Source organism: Pseudomonas sp. LS1212 (assembly GCF_024741815.1).
GTDB lineage: Bacteria > Pseudomonadota > Gammaproteobacteria > Pseudomonadales > Pseudomonadaceae > Aquipseudomonas.
Genome location: NZ_CP102951.1, coordinates 58,949 through 85,411, shown reverse-complemented (window position 1 = coordinate 85,411; position 26,463 = coordinate 58,949). Strand labels below are relative to the sequence as shown.

At 59.6% G+C, this 26,463-nt stretch carries 23 protein-coding genes; 11 read left to right on the top strand and 12 right to left on the bottom strand.

Translation table 11 applies throughout. From position 1 onward, the window contains the following. Positions 1-60: 60 nt before the first annotated feature. Positions 61-1,455, top strand: coding sequence for a pitrilysin family protein (locus NVV94_RS00425; RefSeq protein ID WP_258445318.1), 1,395 nt, complete (start codon positions 61-63; stop codon positions 1,453-1,455). 67 nt (positions 1,456-1,522) lie between these two features. Continuing rightward, positions 1,523-2,563: a DUF2914 domain-containing protein gene (locus NVV94_RS00420; RefSeq protein WP_258445317.1), complete on the top strand. Its 1,041-nt coding sequence runs from the start codon at positions 1,523-1,525 to the stop codon at positions 2,561-2,563. A gap of 36 nt (positions 2,564-2,599) precedes the next feature. On the opposite strand, the gene NVV94_RS00415 is transcribed toward NVV94_RS00420, so the two are convergent. The 3 genes from NVV94_RS00415 to NVV94_RS00405 all read right to left on the bottom strand — a co-directional run bounded on the left by NVV94_RS00415 (position 2,600) and on the right by NVV94_RS00405 (position 6,296). Next, positions 2,600-3,829 (bottom strand): nucleoside recognition domain-containing protein, encoded by a 1,230-nt coding sequence (locus NVV94_RS00415; protein WP_258445316.1) that lies wholly within the window; start codon positions 3,827-3,829, stop codon positions 2,600-2,602. A 104-nt stretch (positions 3,830-3,933) separates the two neighbouring features. Continuing rightward, positions 3,934-5,265 (bottom strand): glutamate/aspartate:proton symporter GltP, encoded by a 1,332-nt coding sequence (gene gltP / locus NVV94_RS00410; protein WP_258445315.1) that lies wholly within the window; start codon positions 5,263-5,265, stop codon positions 3,934-3,936. A gap of 890 nt (positions 5,266-6,155) precedes the next feature. Then, the gene (locus NVV94_RS00405; RefSeq protein WP_258447844.1) at positions 6,156-6,296 is read right to left on the bottom strand and encodes a DUF1328 domain-containing protein; all 141 of its coding nucleotides are present in this window, start codon (positions 6,294-6,296) and stop codon (positions 6,156-6,158) included. 516 nt (positions 6,297-6,812) lie between these two features. Between NVV94_RS00405 and algB the strand changes: the two genes are divergently transcribed. Beyond that, positions 6,813-8,159: a sigma-54-dependent response regulator transcription factor AlgB gene (gene algB / locus NVV94_RS00400; RefSeq protein WP_258445314.1), complete on the top strand. Its 1,347-nt coding sequence runs from the start codon at positions 6,813-6,815 to the stop codon at positions 8,157-8,159. Beyond that, positions 8,156-9,940 (top strand): KinB sensor domain-containing domain, encoded by a 1,785-nt coding sequence (locus NVV94_RS00395; protein WP_258445313.1) that lies wholly within the window; start codon positions 8,156-8,158, stop codon positions 9,938-9,940. Before algB ends, NVV94_RS00395 begins: the two co-directional genes overlap by 4 nt. 10 nt (positions 9,941-9,950) lie before the next feature. Here NVV94_RS00395 and NVV94_RS00390 read toward each other — a convergent pair whose 3' ends face one another. The 7 genes from NVV94_RS00390 to NVV94_RS00360 all read right to left on the bottom strand — a co-directional run bounded on the left by NVV94_RS00390 (position 9,951) and on the right by NVV94_RS00360 (position 17,177). Then, on the bottom strand, positions 9,951-11,570 hold the full coding sequence (locus NVV94_RS00390; protein ID WP_258445312.1) for an EAL domain-containing protein: 1,620 nt from the start codon (positions 11,568-11,570) through the stop codon (positions 9,951-9,953). A 76-nt stretch (positions 11,571-11,646) separates the two neighbouring features. Further along, positions 11,647-12,423, bottom strand: a complete 777-nt coding sequence (locus NVV94_RS00385; RefSeq protein WP_258445311.1) for an N-acetylmuramoyl-L-alanine amidase — start codon at positions 12,421-12,423, stop codon at positions 11,647-11,649. 110 nt (positions 12,424-12,533) lie between these two features. Beyond that, positions 12,534-14,510, bottom strand: coding sequence for a diguanylate cyclase (locus NVV94_RS00380; RefSeq protein ID WP_258445310.1), 1,977 nt, complete (start codon positions 14,508-14,510; stop codon positions 12,534-12,536). Further along, on the bottom strand, positions 14,507-15,388 hold the full coding sequence (locus NVV94_RS00375) for an endonuclease/exonuclease/phosphatase family protein (RefSeq protein ID WP_258447843.1): 882 nt from the start codon (positions 15,386-15,388) through the stop codon (positions 14,507-14,509). Before NVV94_RS00375 ends, NVV94_RS00380 begins: the two co-directional genes overlap by 4 nt. A 12-nt stretch (positions 15,389-15,400) precedes the next feature. Beyond that, complete coding sequence (locus NVV94_RS00370; protein WP_258445309.1) at positions 15,401-16,033, bottom strand: thiol:disulfide interchange protein DsbA/DsbL; 633 nt, start codon at positions 16,031-16,033, stop codon at positions 15,401-15,403. Positions 16,034-16,234: 201 nt separating this feature from the next. Then, a complete protein-coding gene (locus tag NVV94_RS00365; protein WP_258445308.1) occupies positions 16,235-16,840 on the bottom strand; it encodes a cytochrome c in 606 nt (201 codons plus the stop codon). Positions 16,841-16,886: 46 nt separating this feature from the next. Beyond that, positions 16,887-17,177: a cytochrome c5 family protein gene (locus tag NVV94_RS00360; RefSeq protein ID WP_258445307.1), complete on the bottom strand. Its 291-nt coding sequence runs from the start codon at positions 17,175-17,177 to the stop codon at positions 16,887-16,889. Positions 17,178-17,370: 193 nt separating this feature from the next. On the opposite strand from NVV94_RS00360, the gene yihA reads away from it, so the two are divergent. Then, positions 17,371-18,003, top strand: coding sequence for a ribosome biogenesis GTP-binding protein YihA/YsxC (gene yihA, locus NVV94_RS00355; RefSeq protein WP_258445306.1), 633 nt, complete (start codon positions 17,371-17,373; stop codon positions 18,001-18,003). A gap of 280 nt (positions 18,004-18,283) precedes the next feature. Here the strand turns inward: yihA and polA are convergent, their stop codons facing one another. Further along, positions 18,284-21,046, bottom strand: coding sequence for a DNA polymerase I (gene polA, locus NVV94_RS00350; protein ID WP_258445305.1), 2,763 nt, complete (start codon positions 21,044-21,046; stop codon positions 18,284-18,286). A 74-nt stretch (positions 21,047-21,120) separates the two neighbouring features. Here polA and NVV94_RS00345 point away from each other — a divergent pair, with 74 nt between their 5' ends. Together NVV94_RS00345 and NVV94_RS00340 are read left to right on the top strand one after the other, a co-directional pair. Beyond that, positions 21,121-21,408: a DUF2782 domain-containing protein gene (locus NVV94_RS00345; RefSeq protein WP_258445304.1), complete on the top strand. Its 288-nt coding sequence runs from the start codon at positions 21,121-21,123 to the stop codon at positions 21,406-21,408. Between the two features lie 64 nt (positions 21,409-21,472). Beyond that, positions 21,473-22,423, top strand: coding sequence for a homoserine kinase (locus NVV94_RS00340; protein WP_258445303.1), 951 nt, complete (start codon positions 21,473-21,475; stop codon positions 22,421-22,423). Positions 22,424-22,540: 117 nt separating this feature from the next. On the opposite strand, the gene NVV94_RS00335 is transcribed toward NVV94_RS00340, so the two are convergent. Further along, the gene (locus NVV94_RS00335; protein WP_258445302.1) at positions 22,541-23,461 is read right to left on the bottom strand and encodes a zinc ABC transporter substrate-binding protein; all 921 of its coding nucleotides are present in this window, start codon (positions 23,459-23,461) and stop codon (positions 22,541-22,543) included. A 66-nt stretch (positions 23,462-23,527) separates the two neighbouring features. Between NVV94_RS00335 and zur the strand changes: the two genes are divergently transcribed. The 4 genes from zur (at position 23,528) to NVV94_RS00315 (ending at position 26,427) form a co-directional block, all read left to right on the top strand. After that, positions 23,528-24,010, top strand: a complete 483-nt coding sequence (zur, locus tag NVV94_RS00330; RefSeq protein WP_258445301.1) for a zinc uptake transcriptional repressor Zur — start codon at positions 23,528-23,530, stop codon at positions 24,008-24,010. Then, the gene (gene znuC / locus NVV94_RS00325; protein WP_258445300.1) at positions 24,010-24,789 is read left to right on the top strand and encodes a zinc ABC transporter ATP-binding protein ZnuC; all 780 of its coding nucleotides are present in this window, start codon (positions 24,010-24,012) and stop codon (positions 24,787-24,789) included. The genes zur and znuC overlap by 1 nt, the downstream gene beginning before the upstream one ends. After that, a complete protein-coding gene (gene znuB / locus NVV94_RS00320) occupies positions 24,782-25,564 on the top strand; it encodes a zinc ABC transporter permease subunit ZnuB (protein ID WP_258445299.1) in 783 nt (260 codons plus the stop codon). Before znuC ends, znuB begins: the two co-directional genes overlap by 8 nt. Before the next feature lie 143 nt (positions 25,565-25,707). Continuing rightward, the gene (locus NVV94_RS00315; RefSeq protein ID WP_258445298.1) at positions 25,708-26,427 is read left to right on the top strand and encodes a PA5502 family lipoprotein; all 720 of its coding nucleotides are present in this window, start codon (positions 25,708-25,710) and stop codon (positions 26,425-26,427) included. The last annotated feature ends 36 nt before the right edge of the window (positions 26,428-26,463 follow it).

The window sequence follows — 26,463 nt, the reverse complement described above, 5'->3', positions numbered from 1 at the left end:
TGTTGTTCAGACAGGGCCCGCTTTGGGTAAGCTCTTACGGTCGCCGCAAGGAAGCTTGTTATGCGTTGCCTGATATTCATCTACCTGTTGCTCGGCTGCACCCCAAGCTTTGCTCTCGACCGTTTCCAGGTCGAGGGGTACCTGCTGCCCAATGGCCTGCAAGTCATACTCAAGCCCGGCCATGAGCGCGACCACGTCGCGATTCGACTGGTAATCGGCGTCGGCCTCGATGATTTCCCCTGCGACAAGCGGGAATTGCCGCACCTACTCGAACACGTGTTGTTCAGCGGCATCGATGGAAGCGGCGAGGGCGGCCTGGAAGAACGTATGCAAGCGCTGGGTGGCGAGTGGAATGCCTACACCAGCGGTGCCGACACGACCTTCGTGATCGAGGCCCCGGCCCGCAACCAGCGCAAGGTCCTCGATCTGCTGCTGGCCGTCCTTACCCAGACCCGTATCGACGATGCGGCCCTGGCGCTCTCCAGGCAAATCGTCGAGCGCGAGGATGGCGGGCACTACTCACCCTTGCAGCGCTGGCTGGACCGCCAGGATCTCGGGCACGGTGCCAGCGACCAGCTGGCAGTGGAACTCGGGCTCAAATGTGCCGAGCGCTCATCGCTCCACGACATGACCCTGGAACAGGTCAAAGAGGTTCACCAGCAGTGGTATGCCCCCAACAACATGAGCCTGATCATCGTCGGCGGCCTGGACAAGCTGCTGCCAGCCTACCTGGAGCGTACCTATGCCCAGCTCGATCCCGTCGACCCCATCGAACACCGCGCGCTCGATAGCGTTCACAAGGATGCCGCGATCAGACGCGAGTTGACCCGCGGCTGGCTGGGCAACAGCGCCAAGCTGCACTGGCTGTTCCTGGAGCCGCCTCTTGAGAACGAGCACGAGCAGACCTGGGATCTGCTGCAAAGCTACCTGGAATGGGCGCTGTACAGCGAATTGCGACTCAAGCACAGCTTGTCCTACGGCCCCTCGAGCCAGCGCGAGTCCTTTGGCGACAGCGGCATGTTGAGCCTCAATGCCGACCTGGACCGCGACATGCTCAAGGATGCCGAACAGATCCTTCGCGATATGATCCAGCGGCTACAACAGGACGGGCTCGATCCCGCCACCTTTGCCCGCGTGAAACAAGCCGCGATTGCCCGCCAGGCCTGGGCGGCGCAGGGTAACAGCGCCTTGGCGGATTACTATTGGGGCGCCCTGAACGACTATGCCGACGGCCGTTTCAGCAATACCTCACGCTTGTTGCAGAAGGTCACCCTGAAGGATGCCAACCAGGCCATGCGCCAACTGTTTGCCCAGCCCGGTTACCTGCGCATCGAGAAACCACTGTTCAGCTATGACGACCTGTATCCACTGATCGCCGTGATACTGGGGCTGATCCTGGTGGCCGGGCTGGGCTGGCATGCCTGGCGCCAGCACCGCCGCACAGGCATGCGCTAGACGCGCATTGCGATTGCCAAGGGCGTATTGTGTGAGGGTTTTTACTACGACCTTGTGAACTGTCCAAATGCCTATCTACGTCCAGCGCATACTCGAATTGATCAAGCGCTATCCGGGAGTGATTGCCCTCCTCGGTTTTATCTCCGGCATTGGCAGTTTCATGTTGGTAGATCGCCAGGAAAGCCTGGCCAGCTGGATTGCGGTGGTGATGCTGGCGAGCTGGGTCTGGCTGATGCTGGAAAACAGTTTCACCAAACTGTTCAGTCGCATGTTCAAGCGCGACATACCACCGCTGCTATTGCGCTACGCGACGCAAATGATCCACCAGGAAAGTCTGTTCTTCGTACTGCCGTTCTTTTTCATCACCACCACCTGGAACAGCGGCCAGCTTGTGTTTACCGGATTGCTGGCCCTGGCTGGGCTGATCTCGATCGTCGACCCGCTCTACTACAAGTGGCTGGCACCACGGCGCTGGCTGTTTCTGGCACTGCATACCCTGACCCTGTTCGCCGCCATGCTCACGGCGCTGCCAATCATTCTGCACCTGACGACCGCGCAGAGTTACAAGCTGGCGCTGGGCACGGCCATGCTGCTGTCCTTCCCGAGCCTGGCCAGCAGCTTCCCCATCGCCCACTGGCGAAGGGGCGTGATGCTGGTGGTCATGACCCTGGCCGTGGGCGCCAGTGGCTGGTTGCTGCGTTCCTGGGTGCCACCGGCAACCCTGTGGCTGACCGATGTGGCGATCAGCACCGAGATGGACAACGTCAATCGCACCCCTGGCAAGAAACTGAAGGAAGTCACTACCACCCAGGTGCGCGGCACAGGCCTGTATGCCTATACCGCGATCAACGCGCCGCGCGGCCTGAACGAGCGGATTTACCATGTCTGGCAGTTCAACGGCAAAGAGGTCGACCGCATTGCCCTGGATATCCATGGTGGACGCAAGGAAGGCTATCGGGCCTGGACCCACAAGCAGAACCTCCCGGAAAACCCGGCAGGGCGCTGGCAGGTCAGGGTGCTGACCGAAGACGGCCAGGTCATCGGGGTGCTGCGCTTCAACGTGACAGACCCCGGTCAAGGTGCGGAACAAGCGGCACGAACAAAATAACCGAGGTGCTGGCCGGCCACTACGAAAGCGACAGGTTCAGCCAAAGAACCAGTAGCAAACGTAGATGGCGGCGATGACGCCCGCCAGTTCTGCGAGCAGCGCGCAGCCCACGGCGTGCCGTACCCGCTGAATGCCAACGGCGCCGAAATACACCGCCAGCACGTAGAACGTGGTCTCGGTACTGCCCTGGATGATGGCTGCTGCCAGCGCCGGGAAGCTGTCGACACCATGGGTTTGCATTGTCTCGATCAGCATCGCCCGCGCGGCACTGCCCGAAAAGGGTTTGACCAGCGCCGTGGGCAGCGCATCGACGAACCGGGTATCGAGCCCCAGCCATTCAACCGCATGGCGAATGCCATCCAGGCCGAACTCCAGCGCACCTGAGGCACGCAACACACCCACTGCGCAGAGCATCGCTACCAGATACGGCAACAAGTTCTTGGCAACGTCAAAGCCCTCTTTGGCGCCTTCCACGAACGCTTCATACACCTTGACCTGCTTCAACGCGCCAATCAGCAGGAACAGCATGATCAGCCCGAACAGGGTCAGATTGCCCAGCAGTGAAGAGAGTGTGGCCAGTGCCGTGGCCGACAGCCCGGCCAACAACGCCATGAAGCCGCCCAGCAACAAGGCACCGGGCACCAGATAAGCCAGTACTACCGGATCCCACAGGCGCAGGCGCTGCATGAAGGCAACCGACAGCAGCCCGACCAGGGTCGAGCAACTGGTAGCCAGCAGGATCGGCAGAAACACCAGGGTCGGGTCCAGCGCACCCTGCTGGGAGCGGTACATGAAGATAGTCACTGGCAAGAGGGTCAGCGACGAGGCATTGAGGACCAGGAACAGGATCTGCGCGTTGCTGGCAGTGGTCGCGCTGGGGTTGAGGTCCTGCAGCGCACGCATGGCCTTGAGGCCGATAGGCGTGGCCGCGTTGTCCAGGCCCAGGCCATTGGCCGCGAAATTCAAGGTAATCAAGCCCAGCGCCGGATGGCCGGGCGGTACTTCCGGCATGAGGTGCTTGAACAACGGCCCGAGCACCTTGGCCAGCCACTCGACGACCCCGGCCTTCTCGGCGATGCGCAGAAAGCCGAGCCAGAGGGTGAGGGTACCGAACAGTAGTACCATCACCTCCACCGAAAGCTTTGCCATGGCGAAGATACTCTCGACCATGGTCGCAAAGATTCCGGCGTTCCCGCCCACCAGCCATTGCGTCAGTGCCGACACCGCCGCCACTACGAAAAAGCCAAGCCAAAGGCCGTTGAGCATCAGTCGTTCCCCCTCAAGTTGCGGCGAATGATAGCGGGGGTGGACGGCCCGACGCCAGAAACAACAAACCCCGACGAGTCGGGGTTTGTTTTTGAGTTGTCAGCTTACTCGGTGACGGACTTGCCGACCGTGACTTCTGACTTGGTGCGCCAGTGTGGCAGCGAATTCCAGTAGCGTTCGCCCTTGGCATCGTCGTACATGCCTTCCCAACGCGCGATGACCAGTACCGCGAGGGCATTGCCGATCACGTTCAGTGCGGTACGGGCCATGTCCATGATCCGGTCCACGCCGGCGATGAACGCCAGGCCTTCCAGCGGAATACCGACGCTGCCCAGCGTAGCCAGCAGCACCACGAAAGACACACCCGGTACACCCGCGATACCTTTGGAGGTGACCATCAGGGTCAGCACCAGCATCACTTGCTGGCCGATCGACAGGTCGATGCCGTACAGCTGGGCAATGAAGATCGCCGCGATGCTCTGATACAGGGTCGAACCATCAAGGTTGAAGGAGTAGCCGGTCGGTACCACGAAGCTGCTGATGGCTTTCGGCGCACCGTAGGCTTCCATCTTCTCGATAATCCGTGGCAGCACGGTTTCGGAACTGGCGGTGGAGTAGGCCAGGACCAACTCGTCCTTGAAGATGCGCATCAGCTTGATCACCGAGAAACCGAACAGGCGAGCGACCAGCCCCAGCACCACCAGGCCGAAGAACGCGATGGCCACGTAAACCAGGATCACCAACTTGGCCAGAGGCAGCAACGAGGCAAAGCCGAAGTTGGCCACGGTCACTGCGATCAAGGCGAAAACACCGATCGGCGCGTAGCCCATGATCATGTGAGTAACCTTGAACATGCTCTCCGATACGCTCTGGAACACTTTCACCAGCGGATCGCGCAGGTCGGCCTGCAGGCTGGAGAGGCCCAGGCCGAACAAGACCGAGAAGAAAATGATCGGCAGCATCTCACCCCGCGCGACGGCGGCGAAGATGTTGGACGGAATCAGATTGAGGATGGTCTCGATGAAGGCGTGTTCATGCTGCACCTCATTGGCGGTCTGCTGGTACTTGGAGATATCCACAGTGCCCAGGGTGCTCATGTCGATACCGGCTCCGGGATGGAACAGGTTCGCCAGCACCAGGCCGACCAGGATCGCGATGGTGGTGACCACCTCGAAATAGATAATGGTTTTCAGGCCGATGCTGCCCAGCTTTTTCGCGTCGCCGACACCGGCGATGCCGACGATCAGCGAGGAGATCACGATTGGGATGACGATCATCTTGATGAGGCGGATGAAAATGTCACCGGCAGGTTGCAGGATATTGCTGATCCACCATGCCTTTTCTGCACTGAAATGATTCAGCAGTGCCCCGATCGCAATCCCGAGTACCAGACCTATGAGGATCTGCCAGGCGAGGCTCAGTTTTGCCTTCTTCATGTCATTACCCTTTTATTCGAAGTGGACACGACCTTTTCCCTGACACCTGCGAGCCAGAGCTGTTTCCAGCTCTTTTCCAACTCGTCTGGCCGCCTGAAAAAAGCGCCGTAGAAGGTCACCGCAAGCAAGCGACGAAACGCTTTGGCCAGCGAAAAAAGGCGCAACTATTCCGATGCGCCTGCACTCCGTCTAATGCCGTAAGTGCCTACCCTATGCCGAATCGGCATGATGTTTTCGAGCTAAAACAGCCATTTCAGAAGACGGCATTTCGGCCGTTCGGAATTCCGATAGTGACCAAAGCGCCATTTAACGGCCGAATTGAACGTATCCAGCTGAGTGGAAAAAGGCGGCGTTCGACAATCCGAATGCATTGGCAGGGGTAAAAGGAGTAGAAGAGAGGAGGAAAATTTCTCGATATACGGTCACCGAGAAGGAGAGGTTTTACCGTCGGGTGTGTGAAAACAGCGAGCGTGGAATCTGCGACTCCGTGGACGCCCGTCCTGAATCCTGTCTGCAAAAAAGCTACGCCGGAAGTCCGAGAGCCAGGCGTCGATGGTGGGATCGTCGACTGACCAGGCCGGACTTCCGGCGTAGCTTTTGCCTGATCCGGCCCTCATCGCGGGCACTCCTTGTACCCCTAGGTCACTCCGATCCTGAAACAATCAGAACGTCCCGACCCCTTGATCATGCGCCCACCTTCCTCGGGCGGCGCAGCAGATAGAAGCTTGTTTCGGTGAAAGGTTCAGCTTCTATATAGGTTCTTGTGTGCCAAGGCACTGATCACCCTTCGGATCCTTCTTCAATTGCTCGGCGATATTCGCTGGTCGCCTTCACGCTACCACCCATCACCAGGGCAGTAGCGAACGCATTGAAGTTCATGTTCTACAGACTCAACCTCGCCCGCGGCGGCCAAAAAAGAACGAAGCCACAAATAGCACCAGGAATATGATGAAGAGAATCTTCGCGATACCCGTAGCGGTGCCAGCGATACAACCGAAGCCCAGTACCGCAGCGACAATGGCGATGATCAGGAATGAGTAGCAATGCCAGAGTGGCGCACAGGCCTTGGCTTGCTGGCAGGGGAGAACGCTGCTTTTGGGCGACTCGTTGACGACTCATCCTGTAACTCCTCCCACTCCGTTGATCGTTTTGTAAGCCTTTCAATAGGGTCACTGCAGTGCGCATGCCAGCCCAGAAACCTAAATAAAACCTTTTAAAATCATCTAGTTAGCTTAAGTGTATCGAACTGATAGATACGCGTCCTGCACGATGCAGCCAACCAGCCCATGCGTTTTGCACGATCGCTGCCGGATTCCGTCCGGCGACTCACGATGGCGAGCGCCGTTGACCTTTGCACTGCGTTGACCAAGTACCATCGCAGGCCTTATGCACATTACTTCAAAAAATAAAACCAGTTGTTTTTCAAACTGTTATCGATATCTTCGGGCAAAGCCACCCTGCAAACCGACGAATCGAGCAAAATCGACCATGCAACTTGCCCGATTATTGCGAGACTAACCAAGACAACTCTCAAAGGAGCGCAAGTAATGGAATTAGCCGTGGAGCATCAAGGCCGCATTCTGTTGGTGGACGATGAAACCGCCATTCTGCGCACTTTCCGTTACTGCCTCGAAGATGCGGGCTATAGCGTCGCTACTGCCAGCAGTGCGGCCCAGGCCGATGCACTGCTGCAACGTCAGGTGTTCGATCTGTGTTTCCTCGATCTGCGCCTGGGCGAGGACAACGGTCTGGATGTATTGGCGCAAATGCGTATCCAGGCGCCATGGATGCGGGTAGTGATCGTCACCGCGCATTCGGCGGTCGATACCGCCGTCGATGCGATCCAGGCCGGTGCTGCCGACTATCTGGTCAAGCCCTGCAGCCCCGATCAATTGCGCCTGGCAACGGCCAAGCAACTGGAAATGCGCCAACTCTCTGCTCGCCTGGAAGCGCTCGAGGGCGAAATCCGTAAACCCAAGGATGGCCTGGACTCACACAGCCCCGCCATGATGGTAGTGCTGGAAACCGCGCGACAAGTCGCCAATACCGACGCCAACATCCTGATCCTCGGCGAGTCCGGCACGGGCAAGGGCGAGCTTGCGCGTGCAATCCACGGTTGGAGCAAACGGGCGAAGAAAGCCTGCATAACCATCAATTGCCCTTCGCTCTCCACCGAATTGATGGAAAGCGAACTGTTCGGTCATAGCCGCGGGGCCTTTACCGGTGCCAGCGAAAGCACCTTGGGAAGGGTGAACCAGGCTGATGGTGGAACTTTGTTTCTCGATGAGATCGGCGACTTTCCCCTCGCACTACAACCAAAGCTGCTGCGCTTTATCCAGGACAAGGAATATGAGCGCGTCGGTGATGCGATGACCCGTCGGGCCGATGTCCGCATCCTGGCGGCGACCAACCGTAACCTCGAGGATATGGTCCAGGACGGACGGTTCCGTGAAGACTTGCTCTATCGATTGAATGTGATCACCTTGCACCTGCCCCCATTACGAGAGCGTAACGAGGATATCCTCACACTTGCCGATCGTTTCCTAGCCCGCTTCGTCAAGGAATATGCACGACCGGCACGGGTTTTCAGCGACGAATCACGCGCCGCATTGCTCAACTATCGCTGGCCAGGCAACATCCGCGAATTGCGCAACGTGATAGAGCGCGCCAGCATCATTTGCACCCAGGAGCGTGTGGAAATCAGCCATCTGGGCATGGCCGAGCAGTCGGTTAACAATGCACCCCGCATCGGTGCTGCGTTGAGCCTGGACGAGTTGGAAAAAGCCCATATCGGCGCCATTCTGGCCGCCAGCGAGACCCTTGACCAGGCAGCCAGGACACTGGGCATCGATGCCTCGACGCTCTATCGCAAACGTAAACAGTACAATTTATGAAATGGGCAATGAAGCTGCGCACGCGGCTCTTCCTGAGCATTTCGGCGCTGATTACCGTCGCGCTTCTGGGGTTGTTGCTGAGCCTGGTCAGCGTCCTGCAAACGACCAGTACCCAGGAATCATTGATCCGCGACAACTTCATCACCCTCGACCTGAGCGTGAAGCTGCGTCAGAACCTGGGCGACCAGTTGATGATGATGCTCATTGAGTCAGCGGATACGGCAACCCTGAAAGCGACCCAGGCGAACTTTCAGCAGCTGCTGGCCGAGGGTGTTGCCCATGAGCAGCACCATGGTGTGAATGATGGTTTCAACCAGACCAGTGCCGACTACCAGCGCTTTCTGCTGGCTTACGAAAACGCTCAGGGGGCCCGCAACCTGAGCGAAGACAGCCAACTGCATGCCGCCTTCAATGTGCTACGCACTGGGTTGCTCCATGCCCAAAAGTCAGCCCTGGCCAATATCAATGAAATGCAAAGCCGCGTCCGGGAGCGGGCGCTACTGGTTTCCAGTTTGCTGGGGCTGGTCGGGCTGGCAATCCTGATCATCGGGTTTGTCACCGCCCATGGTATTGCCCGGCGTTTCGGCCACCCAATCGAAGCCCTGGCCAAAGCGGCCGACGAAATCGGCCAGGGCAACTTCGATATCACCTTGCCAATTTCTTCAGCGGTGGAAATCAACCAATTGACGCGACGCTTCGGCAGCATGGCCGACGCGCTACGTGAGCATCAGGCCATCAACGTCAATGAGTTGCTTGCCAGCCAACAGCGCCTGCAAGCGGTATTGGACAGTATCGATGACGGCCTGCTGATGATTGACCGCCAGGGCCGGCTGGAGCATCTGAACCCGGTCGCCCAGCGTCAGCTCGGTTGGGAGGACGAGCGGCTGGGCATGGGACTGGGCGAAGCCTTGCAATATCCAGAGCTCGATGACCAGCTACATCTGATTCTGCGTGGCGGCACCCTGGAGCGGGTACCGGAAGATCTGAGTTTCGAGATCGATGGCGAGGTGCGCTTGCTCTCATACAGCCTTACTCCCGTCAGCCCGTCACACGGCACCATTCTGGGAGCGGTGATGGTACTGCACGACGTTACCGAACAACGCGCCTTCGAACAGGTGCGCAGCGAATTCGTCCTGCGTGCTTCCCACGAGTTGCGCACGCCAGTGACGGGCATGCACATGGCCTTTGGCCTACTGCGCGAGCGGCTGCACTTTCCTGCCGAATCTCGTGAAACCGACCTGCTCGATACCATCAATGAAGAAATGCAGCGACTGATGCAGTTGATCAACGACTTGTTGAACTTCTCCCGCTACCAGAACGGCCTGCAGAAACTCACCCTCGCGCCCTGCGCCATTGATGATCTGCTCAAGCGGGCTGAGCAACGCGTCAGTGATACCATCGAAGACAAGTGCATCGAACTGCTGCTGGAGCTTGAGGAGCCCCTGCCCCATGTCCAGGGCGACCTGGCCCAACTCGATCGGGTCATGGATAACCTGCTGGACAATGCGATCCGGCATACACCGAAATCCGGGCGCATTCGATTGCATGCCAGACGGCATGCCGAACGGGTGATTATCAGCATCGAGGACAACGGCGAAGGCATCCCCTACGGGCAGCAGGGGCGTATCTTCGAACCCTTCGTCCAGGTGGGCCGGAAAAAAGGCGGGGCAGGGCTGGGGCTGGCGCTGTGCAAGGAGATCGTGCAACTGCATGGGGGTCGAATGGGGGTGTATTCAAGACCGGGGCAAGGCACCCAGTTCTATATGGCGCTGCCGATCTGATTGCCGGCCATCATGCTTCATCGTCGAAGCGGCGCTTGGCCATCCGCCGCCCTCGAGTGACCAGTTCGGTAAATTGACGGGCATTGAGCGGGTGCGCGAATAGCCAGCCTTGCCCGTAGTTCACCCCTTCGCTGTTGAGCAACAGGGCCTGGGCTTCATATTCGATACCCTCGGCAATGACCCGCAACTGCAGAGCATGCGCCATACGGATGATATGTGGTGCCACGCCACTGCTCGCGGCGTCATGCCCCAGGGCATCGATGAACGTCTTGTCGATTTTCAGGCAATCGACTGGCAAGGTCTGCAGATAAGCCAGACTGCAGTACCCCGTGCCGAAATCGTCGATCAGCACCTGATGCCCGACATCACGTAACGCCTGCAGGTTGTCGCGTGCGACCACGACGTCTATCAGACCCCGTTCGGTGACTTCAAAGGCGATCTGGCTGGCGGCAACCCGGTGCAAGGCCAGCAACCGGGCTGCAACCCGGCCGATGCGCGGCACCATGACATCGCACGCGGCCAGGTTGACGGAAATGTACAAGTGCGGATTGGCCCTTAACATCTGGCCAAGTTGTTCCAACAACTGTTGCAGAACAAAATCAGTGATCTGGCGAATCTGCCCGGTGTTTTCTGCCAATGGGATGAACAGGTCCGGGCTGGTCAATGTGCCATCTGGTCGACGCCAACGCACCAGAGCCTCGGCGCCGACGCATCGTCGGCTGGTAAGCTCGAAAATGGGCTGGTAAAGAACCTGCAATTCGCCTCGACGCAGTGCGCCTTGCAACTCGGCACTCAGCGATCGCCTCTGCCGCACCAATTGCATTACCAGCCAGCCAATACACCATGCCAACAACAGGCTGCCCGGGAACAGTAGCCAGAGGACCATGTTCATCTTCAGCTGGGAATCGGCTCGCGGGGTAATCAGGACCAACTGATAATCCGGTGACTGAGTCGGCATCCGATAAATCAGCTGGCTGGGCGTGGCCAGCAAAGCATCTGTCGTTGCCGGCGGCCAATCGCTGGTCGGCGGCCAGGGCTGCGGTGAACCCAGCACCGGTACGGCGCGGGTGCCCTTGTCCAGGACGACCAGCAGGCTGCCATTGGCGGGCAGGTCGACTACGTCGGTCAGATGCCCGCGTGAGGTCGAGACACGAAAATTACCGCTCCCGAGCATCAGCGCGGCCAGGTTATCGTTGGGTTGCGTGGTGGTGTTCAACCAGTAGCTGTAGGTTGGCCCCTGGATATCCGGCGGGCGCACCGGATCTCGCGCCCGCTCGCCGAACCGGTTGGAGCAGGACTGGCTCCGATCGATATAGGCTGCTTCATAGACAAACCGGTAATTGAAGCCAATTTGCTGCAGGGTTTCCACCATGCTCGGACTGCAACCACGCAGTGGCTGCGCCTGGAGTTGGTCGACCCCTTCGCGCAACTGGCCGAATATTTGCTCCAGGCGCTCGAGAAAACGCTCGCCCCTGGCATTCATCTGCTCGCTCTCGCCTTGCTGCAACTGATGCATGGCAACGCCCAGGCTCGCCAGCAACAACAGGGTCGCACTCGCCGCAGCCGCAAGCGTCGCCAACAACCAAGGACGATAAAGGACACTACGTAGCAGCAGGAGGGCAGATGCCATCAATAAAATATCCAGTTGAATCCCATGAGGTATAGCAACTGGCGGAACATTCAGCCTGCCCGTTGGGCGGAGTTCATCATTTACTCGTGTTCAGAACCTGCAGGATCGCCGCGCTCTGGGCATCCGGCTCGCCGTCGAAACGCTCAGGCCTGAAGTGCATCTGGAACGTGGCCAGCACATGCCGGGTGGTCGTATCGGACTCACCGGTGTGGGCAATGGTGTAACCCAGGCGCGACAATTGCTGCTGATACCAGGCGATGCCCGGCGGGTTGACCTCGAAGTACGCTTGCTGCCGGGCCACTGCATTGGCATCGGGCCATATGCCCACGCCTTCCTCGGCCAGGCGCTTCCAGGGGAACAACGGGCCCGGGTCAAGCTTGCGCGACGGGGCGATATCGCTATGACCAATGATATTGCGAGGCTGGATATTGTTGCGCTTGACGATGTCTTTAAGCAGCACCACCAAGGCCTTGATCTGCTCTTCGGGGTAGGGGTACCAGACGCGACCGTTCGGGGTCTGGTCAAAACCGGGGTTGACGATCTCGATGCCGATGGAGCTGGAGTTGAGCCAGGTACGCCCCTGCCATTCGCTGTCGCCCGCATGCCAGGCACGTCGACTTTCATCGACCAGTTGGTAGATTGTCGGCGGATTGTCACCGACCAGGTAATGGCTGCTGACTTCGCCCTGGGTCAGCAGGGACAGCGAGCGCTCCTGGTTGGCATTGGTGTAATGCAGGACGACAAACTGGATGCGATTGTCATGACCGACCGAGGGGTGGCTTCGATCGATGCGTGGACCGCTGGCGCAACCGGCCAACAACAATAGCAGCAGGGCGCTAGTGAGTCGTTTCATGGAAAAAAGTACACGTCTGGGTAGGCTGTAATGCAATAGCATAACGTACAGTCTCGGCGGGTGCCGAATTAAACCGGTGCTAACGATGTCTGAAAGTTCCTGCCCCAGGTTCAGGCTGCCTCGATCCGATTGCGTCCGGCATTTTTCGCCCGGTACAGCGCCTGGTCTGCCCGCTTGAAGACCAGCTCGCTGCGCTCGCCTGCCTTGAATGCAGTGATCCCGATAGACACCGTTATCGTGACAGGCTCGCTCTTGAAGTGAAACGGGCAGGCTTCGATAGCCGCCCTCAGGGTCTCGGCCAATTTCACACCCGTGCCCAGCGGCGTGGCCGGGGCCAACAGGACGAACTCTTCACCCCCAATGCGGGCGATGAAATCCGTGGGGCGCAAGCGCTTGCGCAACTCGTTGGCGATAATCTTCAAGACCTTGTCGCCGGCCAGGTGTCCATAATTGTCATTGATGCGCTTGAAGTGATCGAGATCAAGCACGGCCAGCAACAAGTCGCCTCCCGACTGCTGCCAACCCTGCAGCTCCTGGTCGAGGCGCTCTGACCAGGCTGCCCGGTTTGGCAGGCCGGTCAAAGGGTCGATCAAAGCTTTCTGTCGCTGCTCTTCAAGATGCTCGCGATAACCCAGCGCTTCTTGTTCCATGCTGGCGACACGCTCGGCCAGGCTTTGCAGGCGGGCCGCGACCTCATGCTCACGCTGATCGCGTTGCTGCTGATGCTGGTCCATGGTGCCGAGTAGTCCTTCCAGCCGGCTTTCAAGAATGTGCTTCAGGCTGTCCAGATCTGCCGCATCCTGAACACTGCTCTGCAAACCGTCGACTTGCTCGCGTAACTGGTTGTCCATGTCGCGGGCCGCCGAGCTATTGCCGGCATGTCCTTCGCTTGCATCCTGCAAATGGCTCTGAAAAGACTCCAGGCGCTCATTGAGTTGCTTGAGGTAGACCTCGAACTCATGCTGGCCACTGTCGTTGATTGCCAGCATCAACACCGCAAGGTCGTCGAGGATCGGCAATAATTCATACCAGTTGAGCCCGTGTTCGAGGCGCTCGCGCATGGACTGGGCCTGCTCCTGATGACGCTCGGGCAAGGTCAAGTCGTTAAGCAACCCCAACAGGGTTTCTTCGATATGCTCAGCGACCGAACTGTAGGAGGGCTCGATGCCATCGGGCAGGGCATACTGGGCGTGTTCGGCTGATGGCTGCGGCTCGGGCGTGTTGGTTTCGTCTATCACTGCAGGCAACGGCGGGGGTGTCGACACTTTCGCTGTTTCGGCCGCGTCAACGCTATCGACCGAGTCGATGGGAGTCGAGGCAGATTCGTTTGCAACCGACGCCTCGACTATCGCCGGCGCAGCCTCTGCAGGTTGATTGGGCTGTATGGAAGGCTCAGTCGCTGACTCAGGCTGGGGCACCAACTCATCCACATCGACCGCAACCGCAACCGCAACCGCCGCCGAGGGCATCACGGGTAACGACGCAGCGACAACCACTGGCACTGCCACCGGCACCGGCACCGGCACCGGGCTGGCTACAGCTTCGAGCACGGCTACCTCGGCCTCGCGGGCTCCGAACAAACGCTGAAACAAACCCGGTCGCGCCGGCTCCTCGGGCTCTTCCAGATACGCGAGCGCTCGCCCTTGCAAACCGCTCAACTCCCCAAGCAACAAGGGCACTTCACGCGGCTGGCTGGCGCGGCTATCCAGTTGTTTGGCGAACTTCTTCAGGGGTTTGCTGACGTCGCCAGGAAGCGGCAAGGCCTGCAATTGCGTGACCAGCGAGGTCAATGCGGTGCTGATTTGACCAATGCGGATCTCGCGACGCTGCTCGGAATCCAGCACCGCCTTTTCCAGGCGAGGAATCAAGGCGGACAAGGCCGCGTCCATGTTGTCGGTGCGAATGACTTCGCGCACTTCCTTCATGCATTGGTCGACGGCCCGGTCGCTGCCCTCGGCGGCCAGGGTGCTGCGCACCAGCCCTTGGCGCAGCAAGTCCAGACGCGCTTCCCAGCGACGCTCCAGTTTTTCTTGCTGTTCGATACTCTTGAGGTACTTTTCTTTCCAGCGCTGGGCTTCTTCGGTCATGCCTGGGGTCCGCGAGGGGGCGAGCTCAAGGCAGGGTACGCATCGGCCGCAAAGGAATCGGGTAAACGGATCTCCACCGCTACCGGCAGATGATCGGAAATCGGTTGAGCCAGGACCTGGACGCGTTCCAGCGTCAGGCCTGGGCTGAGCAAAATATGATCGAGGCACCGCTGTGGCCGCCAACTGGGGAAGGTTGCCTCCAGCTGTGGCGCGAGCAAACCGAGGCCACGCAATGGCGAATGTTGCAGCAGGTCGGTGGCATGGGTGTTCATGTCCCCCATGAGCACCTGATGGCGATAGCCGCCAATCAACTCGCGGATATACGCAAGCTGCCGGGTACGGGTTCGTGCCCCGAGCGCCAGGTGCATCATCACCACCACCAACGCATCGTCGCCTTCACCAAAGCGCACCAGGATCGCACCGCGCCCGGCCGGGCCCGGCAGCGGGTGATCTTCCAGCCCCGTAGGTTTGAGCCGGCTCAATACACCGTTGCTGTGCTGGGCCATATGCCCGAGATTGCGATTGAGCTGCTGATACCAATAGGGAAACGCGCCCAGATGCGCCAAGTGTTCAACCTGATTGACGTAGCCCGAGCGCAGGCTTCCGCCGTCGACTTCCTGCAAGGCGACCAAATCGAAATCACTCAGCAGATCGCCGATTTTTTGCAGGTTGCTGGCGCGGCCAGTGTGCGGCAAAAGGTGCTGCCAACTGCGGGTCAGGTAGTGGCGATAGCGTTCGGTGCTGATGCCGACCTGAATATTGAAGCTGAGCAGACGCAGGCGGCCATCTTGCGGTAGGCCGCTTGCCTGTAGATGGTGTTCGTTGACCCGGGGATCACACAGGCCAGCGACACGTTCGGTTCTCCAGCGCCGCATGATGGCAGGCGCCGCTTACTTCGCGGCGCGCTCCTTGGCGATCAGCTGGTCAGCAACACTCAAGGCGCCCTCAGGGCCGCCGGCAGTGCCCAGGTCGAAGCGGTACTTGCCGTTGACGACCATGGCCGGTACGCCCTTGACGTCATATTTGGCAGCTTTTTCCTTGGCGTCCTTCACCTTGCCAGCGACGGCAAACGAATTGTAGGTGCTCAGGAACTTGTCCTTGTCGATACCTTCACCCGCCAGGAACTCGGCCATTTCTTCCGGGGTCGCCAGTTTCTTGCCAGCGTGGACAGCTTCGAACACTGCCTTGTGGACCTTGCTTTCGACGCCCATGGCTTCCAGGGTCAGGAACAACTGGCCGTGGACGTTCCAGATGCCGCCGAACATGGCCGGAATGCGAACGAATTTCACGTCAGCGGGCAGCTTGTCGACCCAGGGATTGATGGTCGGCTCGAAGGCGTAGCAATGTGGGCAGCCGTACCAGAACAGTTCCACCACTTCGATCTTGCCCGGTTCGGAAACCGGCACGGCTTGGCTCAGCTCGATATATTGTTTACCGGCTTCGAGCTGTTCAGCCGCAACCTGAGCAGTCACCCCGAACAGACTGGCGGTAACGAGCGCGGCGCTGAGAATCAGATTACGCATGCTTTACTCCTGAGCAGAAAAAGGTCGCCTCGCGCGACCTGCAATCAGACAGGTCATGACGGGCTTGAGTTCGTTAGTGTAACGGCAGCCGCCATAAAAAAGGGCGGCCAAAGCTACCCTTTTTATATTTGTACAGGCGGATTAATCGAACATTAACGTTGCTAAAGTTGTAAGCCTCACGCAACGTCAATCAAGCCGGTCTCAGTGCAGGCCCTGAACATAGCTGGACACCGCTTCGATGTCCTTGTTGCTCAGCTTGGCCGCGATGCTGCGCATCACTTGAGTGTCGCCATCGTTGGTGCGGTTGCCTTCACGGAAGTCGGTCAACTGCTTGGCCACGTACTGCGCGTGCTGACCACCCAGGTGCGGGAAGCCGGCAGCGGCGTTACCGGTGCCGTCAGGCGAGTGGCAACCGGTGCAGGCAGGCATGCCCTGTTCGAGCTTGCCGCCACGGAACAACGCTTCACCCCTGGCCACGACCTTCGGATCTGCAGCGCCGACACTGCCTTTCTGGCTGGCGAAATACGCGGCGATGTCAGCCAGGTCCTGATCATTGATGTTGGTCAGCATGCCCGTCATTTCCAGCACCTGACGCTTGCCCGACTTGATGTCGTGCAGTTGCTTGGTCAGGTAGCGCTCGCCTTGCCCGGCAAGCTTTGGAAAGTTCGGCGCCATGCTGTTGCCGTCCGGACCATGACAAGCGCCACACACAGCAGCTTTGGCCTGACCGGCAGCAGCATCGCCTGCTGCGTGGGCCATTCCTGTGATGCCCAGGGTCAACAGCAGACTCACGATTATTTTGTTCATCAGCTAATCCAACTACGGCTAAGGGTGAAAGATTTATGTATCGGGACTATTGGCTCATCCACTGGATGACGGCACGGTAATCCTCGGCACTGCAGTCCATGCACAATCCACGCGGCGGCATAGCCTTGAAACCCTGGGTTACGTGTTGCACCAGCGTCTCCATGCCTTGAGCGAGCCTAGGCGACCAAGCGGCCTGATCGCCCACATTAGGCGCCATCGGCAGTTGCCCGGCATGACAAGCCCCGCAAGTGCGGTTGTACACAGCTTCCGGATCCTGTGTAGCCTGAGCGCTGAAAAACGGCATCAAGACACCAGCAGCTAGCAGCCATTTCGTCATAAAACGACCTTTTCAGGGTTGAGGGTGTGTACTGCATTCTAATGCGCAATCTAAATCTGACACCCCCGTGAACTTCATCCTACGCTGGGACAAAGCGCACACAAAATCTGCGGCATTATATACTCCCGTTACCGAAACGGAAACGACACTGCTTGCCGAGTCAACACTTGGCACCGCCCACACCGGAAATCACATGCAAGTCAAAAACCCCATCCTCGGCCTGTGCCAACAGGCTACCTTCTCGCTCAGCGCCGCCAAAGTCGACCAATGCCCCGACGACGAAGGCTTTGAAGTCGCCTTCGCCGGGCGTTCCAACGCCGGCAAGTCGAGTGCGCTGAACACCTTGACCCACGCCAGCCTGGCCCGTACGTCGAAAACACCAGGGCGCACCCAGTTGCTGAACTTCTTCAACCTGGACGAAGAACGGCGTCTGGTGGACCTGCCTGGCTACGGCTATGCCAAGGTACCGATTCCGCTGAAACAGCACTGGCAGCGCCACCTGGAAGCCTATCTGGGCAGCCGGGAAAGCCTCAAGGGCCTGATTCTGATGATGGATATCCGTCATCCCATGACTGATTTCGACTTATTGATGCTCGATTGGTCGGTCGCCAGCAAGATGCCAATGCACATTCTGCTGACCAAAGCCGACAAACTCACCTACGGTGCGGCCAAGAACACGCTGCTCAAGGTGCAGTCGGAAATCCGCAAGGGCTGGGGTGACGCGGTCAGCATCCAGCTGTTTTCGGCTCCGAAACGCCTGGGCCTGGAAGATGCCTATGCGGTACTGGCACGCTGGATGGAACTGCCGGACAAGCCCGCCGAATAAGGCTTTGCGCCAAATTGCAGGCAAAAAAAACCCCGGACTTCGTATGGGGAGGGGGAAGTTCGGGGTTTAAGGTTCCGGACCGCTAGGGCGGGGTCCAGATATCTGCCAACACTTAACACAACATAGGAGCATCGAAGGGCTTCACCAGCCATTCAGATAATCTGAGTAGGGATTCACAGGTTTAGTTCCGGGTTGCTTAAAACTATTTGCGATAGCGTTAAAAAAACCGGAACTAATGGCCGTAAGCCGCGACACTATGCCGCAGCTTGTTTTGACAATTTTAGTGCGCTTCGTCCCAGTTCGAGCCCACGCCCACTTCCACCAGCAAGGGCACGTCGAGTTGCGCCGCCCCGCTCATGTGGGGACGGATCTGCTCGCGAACCTGATCAATCAGATCCTCGCGCACCTCCAGCACCAATTCATCATGCACCTGCAGGATCACCCGGGCATCGAGCCCCGACTCGTTCAGCCAGGTGTCCACCGCCACCATGGCGCGCTTGATAATGTCGGCCGCAGTACCTTGCATCGGTGCGTTGATCGCGGTGCGCTCGGCCCCTTTGCGCAATGCGGGGTTCTTGGCGTTGATTTCCGGCAGGTACAGGCGCCGGCCGAACAGGGTCTCGACAAAGCCCTGCTCTGCCGCCTGGGCCCGGGTTCGCTCCATGTAGTCCAGGACGCCTGGATAACGGGCAAAGTAGCGGTCGATATAGGCTTGCGATTGCTTGCGGTCGACGCCGATCTGTTTGGCCAGGCCAAATGCACTCATGCCGTAGATAAGACCGAAGTTGATCGCTTTTGCACTACGCCGCTGCTCGGTCGTCACCTCGCTCAGCTCAACGCCAAAGACTTCAGCTGCCGTGGCCCGGTGCACGTCCAGATCGTTGCGAAAGGCATGCAACAGCCCTTCGTCCTTGGCCAGGTGCGCCATGATCCGCAGCTCGATCTGCGAGTAGTCCGCTGCCAGCAGTTTGTAGCCTGGCGGCGCAATGAACGCCTGGCGAATGCGACGACCTTCGGCGGTGCGGATCGGAATGTTCTGCAGGTTCGGGTCGCTGGACGACAAGCGGCCGGTGGCGGCCACGGCCTGGTGATAGGAAGTATGAATGCGACCCGTGCGCGGGTTTATCTGTTCCGGCAGGCGGTCGGTGTAGGTACTCTTGAGCTTGCTCAACGAGCGGTATTGCATCAGGACCTTGGGTAGCGGGAAGTCTTGCTCGGCGAGCTCCGCCAACACCGCCTCGGCAGTGGAAGCCTGGCCCTTGGCGGTCTTGTTGAGAATCGGCATGCCGAGTTTCTCGTACAGGATCACACCCAACTGCTTGGGTGAGCCCAGGTTGAACTCCTCACCCGCGATCTCGAACGCTTCACGCTCAAGCGCGACCAGCTTTTCACCCAACTCGACGCTCTGGATGCCAAGCAATTTGGCGTCGACCAGGGCGCCTTGACGCTCGATCCGCGCCAGCACGGGCACCAATGGCATTTCGATCTCATTGAGCACCGACTGCAGGCTTGGCGTCTTCGCCAGTTTTTCCTGCAGTACCTGATGCAGGCGCAAGGTCACGTCCGCATCCTCGGCAGCATAGGGGCCGGCCTGCTCCAGGGCGATCTGATCGAAGGTCAGTTGCTTGGCGCCCTTGCCGGCGATGTCCTGGAAGCCGATGGTGGTGTGCCCCAGGTACTTGAGGGCCAGGCTGTCCATGTCGTGGCGGGTGGCCGTGGAGTCGAGCACATAGGACTCGAGCATGGTGTCGTAGGCGACACCGCGGACGGTTATGCCATTGGCCTGATCACCACCGATGGCGCAATTGGCCAGAATGTTCATGTCGTACTTGGCATGCTGGCCGACCTTGAGCCTGGTCGGATCTTCCAGCAGCGGCTTGAGTGCGCGCAGCACGGTATCGCGGTCCAGTTGCTCGGGGACGCCCATGTAGGAGTGGGTCAGCGGAATATAGGCCGCCTCGAACGGTTCGACGGCGAAAGACAAGCCCACCAACTGGGACTGCTGGGCATCCAGGCCGGTAGTCTCGGTATCGAAGGCTATCAGCGAGGCCTTGTTCAGCTTTTCCAGCCAGGCGTCGAAACGAGCCTGGTCGAGGATGGTTTCATACTTGACCTCGGCGACCGGCTCCGGCTCTTGCTGAACGATTTCCTGGCCGACGCGCTTGGCTTCACGTTGCAGTTCGTCGACCCAGCTTTTGAACTCGAGCTCGGTATACAGCGCCAACAGCGCCTCGCGATCCGGCTCGCCGCACACCAGCGCGTCCACTTCCACATCCAGCGGCACGTCGATCTTGATGGTTGCCAGTTCATAAGACAGGAATGCCGCTTGACGATGCTCTTCCAGCTTGGCCGGCAGGGTCTTGGCGCCGCGAATCGGCAGGCTCGGGACTTTGTCGAGGTTGGCATAGAGCACGTCCAGACCACCCTCAACGCCGACCAGCAGGCCAACAGCGGTCTTTTCGCCCACACCCGGCACGCCGGGAATGTTGTCGACCTTGTCGCCCATCAGCGCGAGAAAATCGATGATATGCTCAGGACCGACGCCAAATTTCTCCTTCACGCCAGCCACATCCATCACGCTTCCGGTCATGGTATTGACCAGCGTAATGTGACCATCGACCAACTGCGCCATGTCTTTGTCACCGGTGGAAATAATCACCGGGCGACCAGCTGCCGCGCTACTGCGCGCGAGGGTGCCGATCACGTCGTCGGCTTCGACGCCATCGACACACAGCAGCGGGTAGCCCAACGCGCGTACACTTTCGTGCAACGGCTCGATCTGCACGCGCAGGTCGTCGGGCATGCTCGGACGATTGGCCTTGTATTCGGCAAACAGTTCATCGCGGAACGTACCGCCCTTGGCATCGAACACTACCGCGAACAGGCTGTCGGGATATTGCTTGCGCAAGCTCTTGAGCATGTTCAGCACGCCCTTGACGGCACCGGTCGGCAACCCCTTGGACGTGGTCAGCGGCGGCAACGCGTGAAAGGCGCGGTACAGATAGGAAGAACCGTCCACCAGGACGAGGGGAGCTTGGCTCATGAGCAGAATCAACCTTTTCGACGGGCCCGGCGCTAGAATGACCGGAACATTGACGACAAAGGGACAAGGTTATCATGCGCACATTAAATCGCCTGTTGCTGACCAGCTTGTTGATGGTCGCGCCGGTCGTGGCTTTTGCTGCGGACGATGCCCCGTCGGCTGATCCGGATGTGACCATTCGCCAGGAAGGCGACAAAACCATTCAGGAATACCGCCAGAATGGGTTTCTGTACGCGATCAAGATTACGCCCAAGAATGGCAAGCCTTATTTTCTGGTACGCGCCGACGGCTCGGAGGGGAACTTCATTCGTTCGGACGAGCCGGACATGTTGATTCCGGCCTGGAAAATCTTCGAGTGGTAACAGCGTACCCTTACTTTAACCCGGCACTTGCTTCGGGCAGTGCCAGTATGAGCAATATTTGACCATGTCCGTCTTCACCCCCCTGGCCCGGCCTGAGCTGGAAGCCTTCCTTGCCCCCTACGGCCTCGGCCGCCTGCGTGATTTCCAGGGGATTGCCGCCGGAACCGAGAACAGTAACTTCTTCGTCAGCCTGGAGCAGGGCGAGTATGTCCTGACCCTGGTCGAGCGTGGGCCGGTCCAGGACCTGCCGTTCTTCATCGAACTGCTCGATGTCCTTCATGACGCCGATCTGCCGGTACCCTACGCCTTGCGCACCACCGATGGCGTGGCCCTGCGCGAGTTGGCCGGCAAGCCGGCACTGCTGCAGCCCCGCTTGCCGGGCAAACACATCAAGCAACCCAACAACCAGCACTGCGCCCAGGTCGGTGAGTTGCTCGGGCACTTGCACCTGGCCACGCGCGAGCATGTGCTGGAGCGCAAGACCGACCGCGGTCTGGATTGGATGCTCGAAGAGGGGCCCCGGTTGATGCCACGCCTGGCACCCTCGCAAGCCAAGCTGCTGCAGGACAGCCTGGAGGAAATCGCCCACCACCACGCGAAGATCCTCGCGTTGCCGCGGGCCAACCTGCACGCCGACCTGTTCCGCGACAACGTGCTGTTCGAAGGCACGCACCTGACCGGCTTGATCGACTTCTACAACGCTTGTTCCGGGCCGATGCTCTACGATCTGGCGATCGCCCTCAACGACTGGTGTTGCGATGAAGCCGGCATCATCGATGGGGCTCACGCCCGTGCACTGCTCGGCGCCTATTCCACGCTGCGACCGTTCACCGCCGGTGAGGCCGAGTTGTGGCCGATCATGCTGCGCGTGGCGTGCGTACGGTTCTGGCTGTCACGACTGATCGCCGCCGAGTCCTTTGCCGGCATGGATGTGTTGATCCATGATCCGAAAGAGTTCGAGGTGCGATTGGCGGCGCGGCAGCGAATAGATATTCCGTTGCCGTTCGCGCTCTGAGGAGCCTGCAGGCCCTGTGTCGCCTGACAGGGCCCCATCGCTGGCAAGCCAGCTCCTACAGGGTTCACACAATACTTGTAGGAGCTGGCTTGCCAGCGATGAGGCCAGACCTGCCAATTAAAGCTGCTCCAGACACCCCGCCAAATCATCCCCCAGCTTCTCCAGCAACTGCTCATACCCCTGCGCATTGACAGGCGCATTGCCGCCCAGCGCATCCAGCTCAGCCAGACGCACCGGCAGACCCGCGGTCAAGGTTTCAGCCAGCCGCGGGCGAATCGGCGGCTCGCTGAATACGCACGTCTTGCCGACTTGCTGCAGGCGGGTGCGCATGGCCGCTACGTGCTGCGCGCCAGGCTGTACTTCGGCTGCCACACTGAACACCCCAGTATGTTTAAGGCCATAAGCCTCCTCGAAATAATCAAACGCTTCGTGGAAAACGAAATATGGCTTGCCGGCAATACCCGCCAAACGCGCCTTGATGCGCCCATCAAGGGCATCGAGACGCTCGTTGAACGCTTTCAGGTTGCTTTGATAACGCGCCGCGTTGGCCGGGTCGGCAGCACTGAGGTCACCCGCCATTCGCGCGGCGATTACCCGGGCGTTGGCCGGCGCCAGCCATAGATGCGCATCGACGGTACCGGGGCGATGGTCGTGGTCATGATCCGACTCACCCTCGTCGTGGGAAGGACTGTCTTCGGCAAAATGACGCAAATGCAGGCCCGGCAATTGCTGCACCGCCACCGCAGGCTTGCTGCGGCCTTGCAGCACACGCGGCAGGAATCCTTCCATGTCCGGCCCGATCCAGTAGAGCAAGTCGACTTCGCCAACCCGCCGAACATCGGAAGGGCGCAAGGCATAGTGGTGCGGCGAAGCGCCCGGCGGCAACAGGACTTGCGGGCTACCGGCACCGTCCTGCACTGCCGCGGCGATCAACTGCAATGGCTTGATGCTGGTCAACACGCGAACCTCGGCTTGAGCGGAGTTCATCACGACGACACAGGAGAAAAAAGCGACAAAAAGAGCAAAAAGTCGAGACACGATGACCACTCAAGGAGGCAGGAACAGGTAACATAATAACGTCTCTCACAGAAACCGTCGCCGCCCATGCCTAAAACCCCGCTGGCCAATCTTCCCCACGACCACTCTCACTGCGTGCACAGTGCCCTGGCCGAGGCCGACACCCTATGCGCTCACAAGGGCCTGCGCCTGACTGCGCTGCGTCGGCGGGTGCTGGAGCTGGTCTGGCAAAGCCACAAGCCGCTGGGTGCCTACGATATCCTCGCCGTGCTCAGCGAACAGGATGGCCGCCGCGCCGCGCCGCCGACTGTGTATCGGGCACTGGATTTCCTGCTGGACAATGGGCTGGTCCACCGCATTGCCTCGCTCAATGCATTCATCGGCTGCAATCACCCCGGGCATGCGCACCAGGGCCAGTTCCTGATTTGCCGTGAGTGCCATGTGGCCATCGAGCTTGAACAAAAAACCATCAGCAGCGCCATCGTCACCAGTGCGCAAGACGTCGGCTTCTCTGTCGAGGGGCAGACCGTCGAGGTGGTGGGTCTCTGCTCGAGCTGTCGGGAGGCCTGATGAGCACTGCGTTGATCGAGCTGAAAAAGGTCGCCGTCACCTTCGCCGGGCAAAATGTGCTGGATAACATTCAACTCAGTGTCCAGCCTGGCCAGATCGTTACCCTGATCGGGCCCAACGGCGCGGGCAAGACCACGCTGGTGCGAGCCGTACTCGGCCTGCTCAAGCCCGACAGCGGGAAAGTCTGGCGCAAACCCAGGCTGCGCATCGGCTATATGCCGCAAAAACTGCACGTAGACCCGACGCTGCCGCTCTCGGTCCTGCGCTTTTTGCGCCTGGTCCCGGGCGTCGATCGTCCACGGGCGCTGGCTGCGCTCAAGGAAGTCGGTGCCGAGCAAGTCATAGACAGCCCGATCCAGGGCATTTCCGGCGGCGAGATGCAGCGTGTGCTTCTGGCCCGGGCACTGTTGCGCGAGCCTGAGCTGCTGGTACTCGACGAGCCGGTTCAAGGCGTCGATGTCGCCGGGCAAGCCGAACTCTACAGCCTGATCACTCGGCTACGCGACCGCCATGGTTGTGGCGTCCTGATGGTTTCCCATGATCTGCACCTGGTGATGAGCACCACTGACCAAGTGGTCTGCCTCAATCGCCATGTCTGTTGCTCAGGCCACCCCGAACAGGTCAGCGGTGATCCGGCCTTCGTTGAACTGTTCGGCAAGAACGCGCCGAGCCTGGCGATCTATCACCACCACCACGACCATGCCCACGACCTGCATGGCTCGGTGGTCAAACAGCCGTCCAACGGGCATGTACACGGGGAAAACTGCAAGCATGGCTGATTTTCTGCTTTACGCCCTGCTCGCAGGCCTGGCCCTGGCCGTGGTGGCCGGGCCTCTGGGTTCGTTCGTGGTTTGGCGGCGCATGGCCTATTTCGGCGATACCTTGTCCCATGCCGCGCTGCTCGGCGTGGCCCTGGGGTTTGTGCTGGATGTGAGTCCCGCCCTGGCAGTCACTGTCGGCTGCCTGCTGCTGGCCATCCTGCTGGTGACCCTGCAGCAACGTCAGCCGCTGGCTTCAGATACGCTGCTGGGGATCCTGGCGCCCAGCACCCTGTCGCTTGGCCTGGTGGTGCTGAGCTTCATGCATGACGTGCGCATCGACCTGATGGGGTATCTGTTCGGCGACCTCCTGGCCATCAGCCCGACTGACCTGACCTGGATACTGTGCGGCAGCGCTGCGGTACTGCTGCTGATCGTCGCCCTGTGGCGCCCGTTGCTGGCGATCACCGTGCATGAGGAACTGGCCACGGTCGAAGGTTTGCCGGTGACGGCCTTGCGCATGACCCTGATGCTGCTGATCGCTGTGGTGATTGCCGTAGCGATGAAAATCGTGGGTGTGCTGTTGATTACTTCCTTGTTGATCATTCCCGCCGCCGCGGCCCAGCGTCATGCCCGCTCGCCAGAACAGATGGCCCTGGGTGCCAGCCTGCTGGGCGTTCTGGCCGTCTGCAGCGGTCTGGCCTTGTCCTGGTTCAAGGACACACCGGCCGGTCCCTCCATCGTGGTGTCAGCCGCGGTGCTATTCTTACTGAGCTTTGCTCTGCCCCGGCGCTGAGGCCTTGATGGGAGCAGGGTGCGACCTATCCCGGTCACACCCTGCGACACTGAAACCACTCGTTCAGCGTGATGAGTTATTTTCGAGTCGGTTGACCGGGTGTAAACTCGCTCGTTTTTTGCGCAAATTAGAGAGCCGCAGGAATGAAGCCGTTCGCCTCCCGTTATCTGCTCCTGGCCGCATTTTCACTACTGCTGGTTGCTTGCCAAAGCAGCCCGGTCGACACTGCAACTGCAACTGCGCCTGCCACGCCCGATGCCTACCAGCAATTGGAACAAAGCATTGCCAGCGGCGAACTGGCCACCGCCGAAGATCAGCTGCAAGCCTTGCAGGTGCAAACGCCAAGCGACAGTCGCCTGGTACAGTACCAGCGGCAGTTGGCCGAGGCCTATCTGCAACGCAGCCAGATCGTGCTGCAAAAAGGCGATATGAATGCTGCCGCCACGGCCTTGGCCAGGGCCCGCGCCCTGATGCCCAAGGCGCCGGCACTAACCGGCGGGGTCAATGGTGCGATCACCCAGGCCCGCAAGGCCGAACTGGACAAGGCCGAAGCGGCGCTCAAGGAGGCGGAAGCCAAACCCAGAGCAAAAGTGATCGACCCCACGGCAGAAAGAACCGTTGTTGCGTTGAAAATTGGCGATATGGCGCAGCTGCGTCGACAACTCGATGATATTGCCGCCGATGTCGTGAACTATCAGTGTACCGTCGACCTGCAAGTGCCACGCAAAGACGATTACCCTTGGCTGTCGACACTGCTGACCAAGCGCGTGACGAAGCTCGACCCGGATTTCGAGTTGCAATTGAGCCGTGAAATTCACCGCCAGCTACCTGCCCAGGTCGTGCTCAGCCCGCGCAAACCCTGATTGCCAACAGGTGCACACGGCAGAGCCGTTCCATCA

What these genes read in the sequence shown, in the direction of transcription:
- znuB (WP_258445299.1), top strand. Translation starts at nt 24,782, where the DNA reads ATGGCTGATTTTCTGCTTTACGCCCTGCTCGCAGGCCTGGCCCTGGCC.
- NVV94_RS00345 (WP_258445304.1), top strand. Translation starts at nt 21,121, where the DNA reads ATGCGCACATTAAATCGCCTGTTGCTGACCAGCTTGTTGATGGTCGCG.
- NVV94_RS00390 (WP_258445312.1), bottom strand. Translation starts at nt 11,570, where the DNA reads ATGGCATCTGCCCTCCTGCTGCTACGTAGTGTCCTTTATCGTCCTTGG.
- gltP (WP_258445315.1), bottom strand. Translation starts at nt 5,265, where the DNA reads ATGAAGAAGGCAAAACTGAGCCTCGCCTGGCAGATCCTCATAGGTCTG.
- znuC (WP_258445300.1), top strand. Translation starts at nt 24,010, where the DNA reads ATGAGCACTGCGTTGATCGAGCTGAAAAAGGTCGCCGTCACCTTCGCC.
- NVV94_RS00420 (WP_258445317.1), top strand. Translation starts at nt 1,523, where the DNA reads ATGCCTATCTACGTCCAGCGCATACTCGAATTGATCAAGCGCTATCCG.
- NVV94_RS00370 (WP_258445309.1), bottom strand. Translation starts at nt 16,033, where the DNA reads ATGCGTAATCTGATTCTCAGCGCCGCGCTCGTTACCGCCAGTCTGTTC.
- NVV94_RS00365 (WP_258445308.1), bottom strand. Translation starts at nt 16,840, where the DNA reads ATGAACAAAATAATCGTGAGTCTGCTGTTGACCCTGGGCATCACAGGA.
- NVV94_RS00425 (WP_258445318.1), top strand. Translation starts at nt 61, where the DNA reads ATGCGTTGCCTGATATTCATCTACCTGTTGCTCGGCTGCACCCCAAGC.
- algB (WP_258445314.1), top strand. Translation starts at nt 6,813, where the DNA reads ATGGAATTAGCCGTGGAGCATCAAGGCCGCATTCTGTTGGTGGACGAT.
- NVV94_RS00385 (WP_258445311.1), bottom strand. Translation starts at nt 12,423, where the DNA reads ATGAAACGACTCACTAGCGCCCTGCTGCTATTGTTGTTGGCCGGTTGC.
- yihA (WP_258445306.1), top strand. Translation starts at nt 17,371, where the DNA reads ATGCAAGTCAAAAACCCCATCCTCGGCCTGTGCCAACAGGCTACCTTC.
- zur (WP_258445301.1), top strand. Translation starts at nt 23,528, where the DNA reads ATGCCTAAAACCCCGCTGGCCAATCTTCCCCACGACCACTCTCACTGC.
- NVV94_RS00415 (WP_258445316.1), bottom strand. Translation starts at nt 3,829, where the DNA reads ATGCTCAACGGCCTTTGGCTTGGCTTTTTCGTAGTGGCGGCGGTGTCG.
- NVV94_RS00380 (WP_258445310.1), bottom strand. Translation starts at nt 14,510, where the DNA reads ATGACCGAAGAAGCCCAGCGCTGGAAAGAAAAGTACCTCAAGAGTATC.
- NVV94_RS00395 (WP_258445313.1), top strand. Translation starts at nt 8,156, where the DNA reads ATGAAATGGGCAATGAAGCTGCGCACGCGGCTCTTCCTGAGCATTTCG.
- polA (WP_258445305.1), bottom strand. Translation starts at nt 21,046, where the DNA reads ATGAGCCAAGCTCCCCTCGTCCTGGTGGACGGTTCTTCCTATCTGTAC.
- NVV94_RS00340 (WP_258445303.1), top strand. Translation starts at nt 21,473, where the DNA reads ATGTCCGTCTTCACCCCCCTGGCCCGGCCTGAGCTGGAAGCCTTCCTT.
- NVV94_RS00360 (WP_258445307.1), bottom strand. Translation starts at nt 17,177, where the DNA reads ATGACGAAATGGCTGCTAGCTGCTGGTGTCTTGATGCCGTTTTTCAGC.
- NVV94_RS00315 (WP_258445298.1), top strand. Translation starts at nt 25,708, where the DNA reads ATGAAGCCGTTCGCCTCCCGTTATCTGCTCCTGGCCGCATTTTCACTA.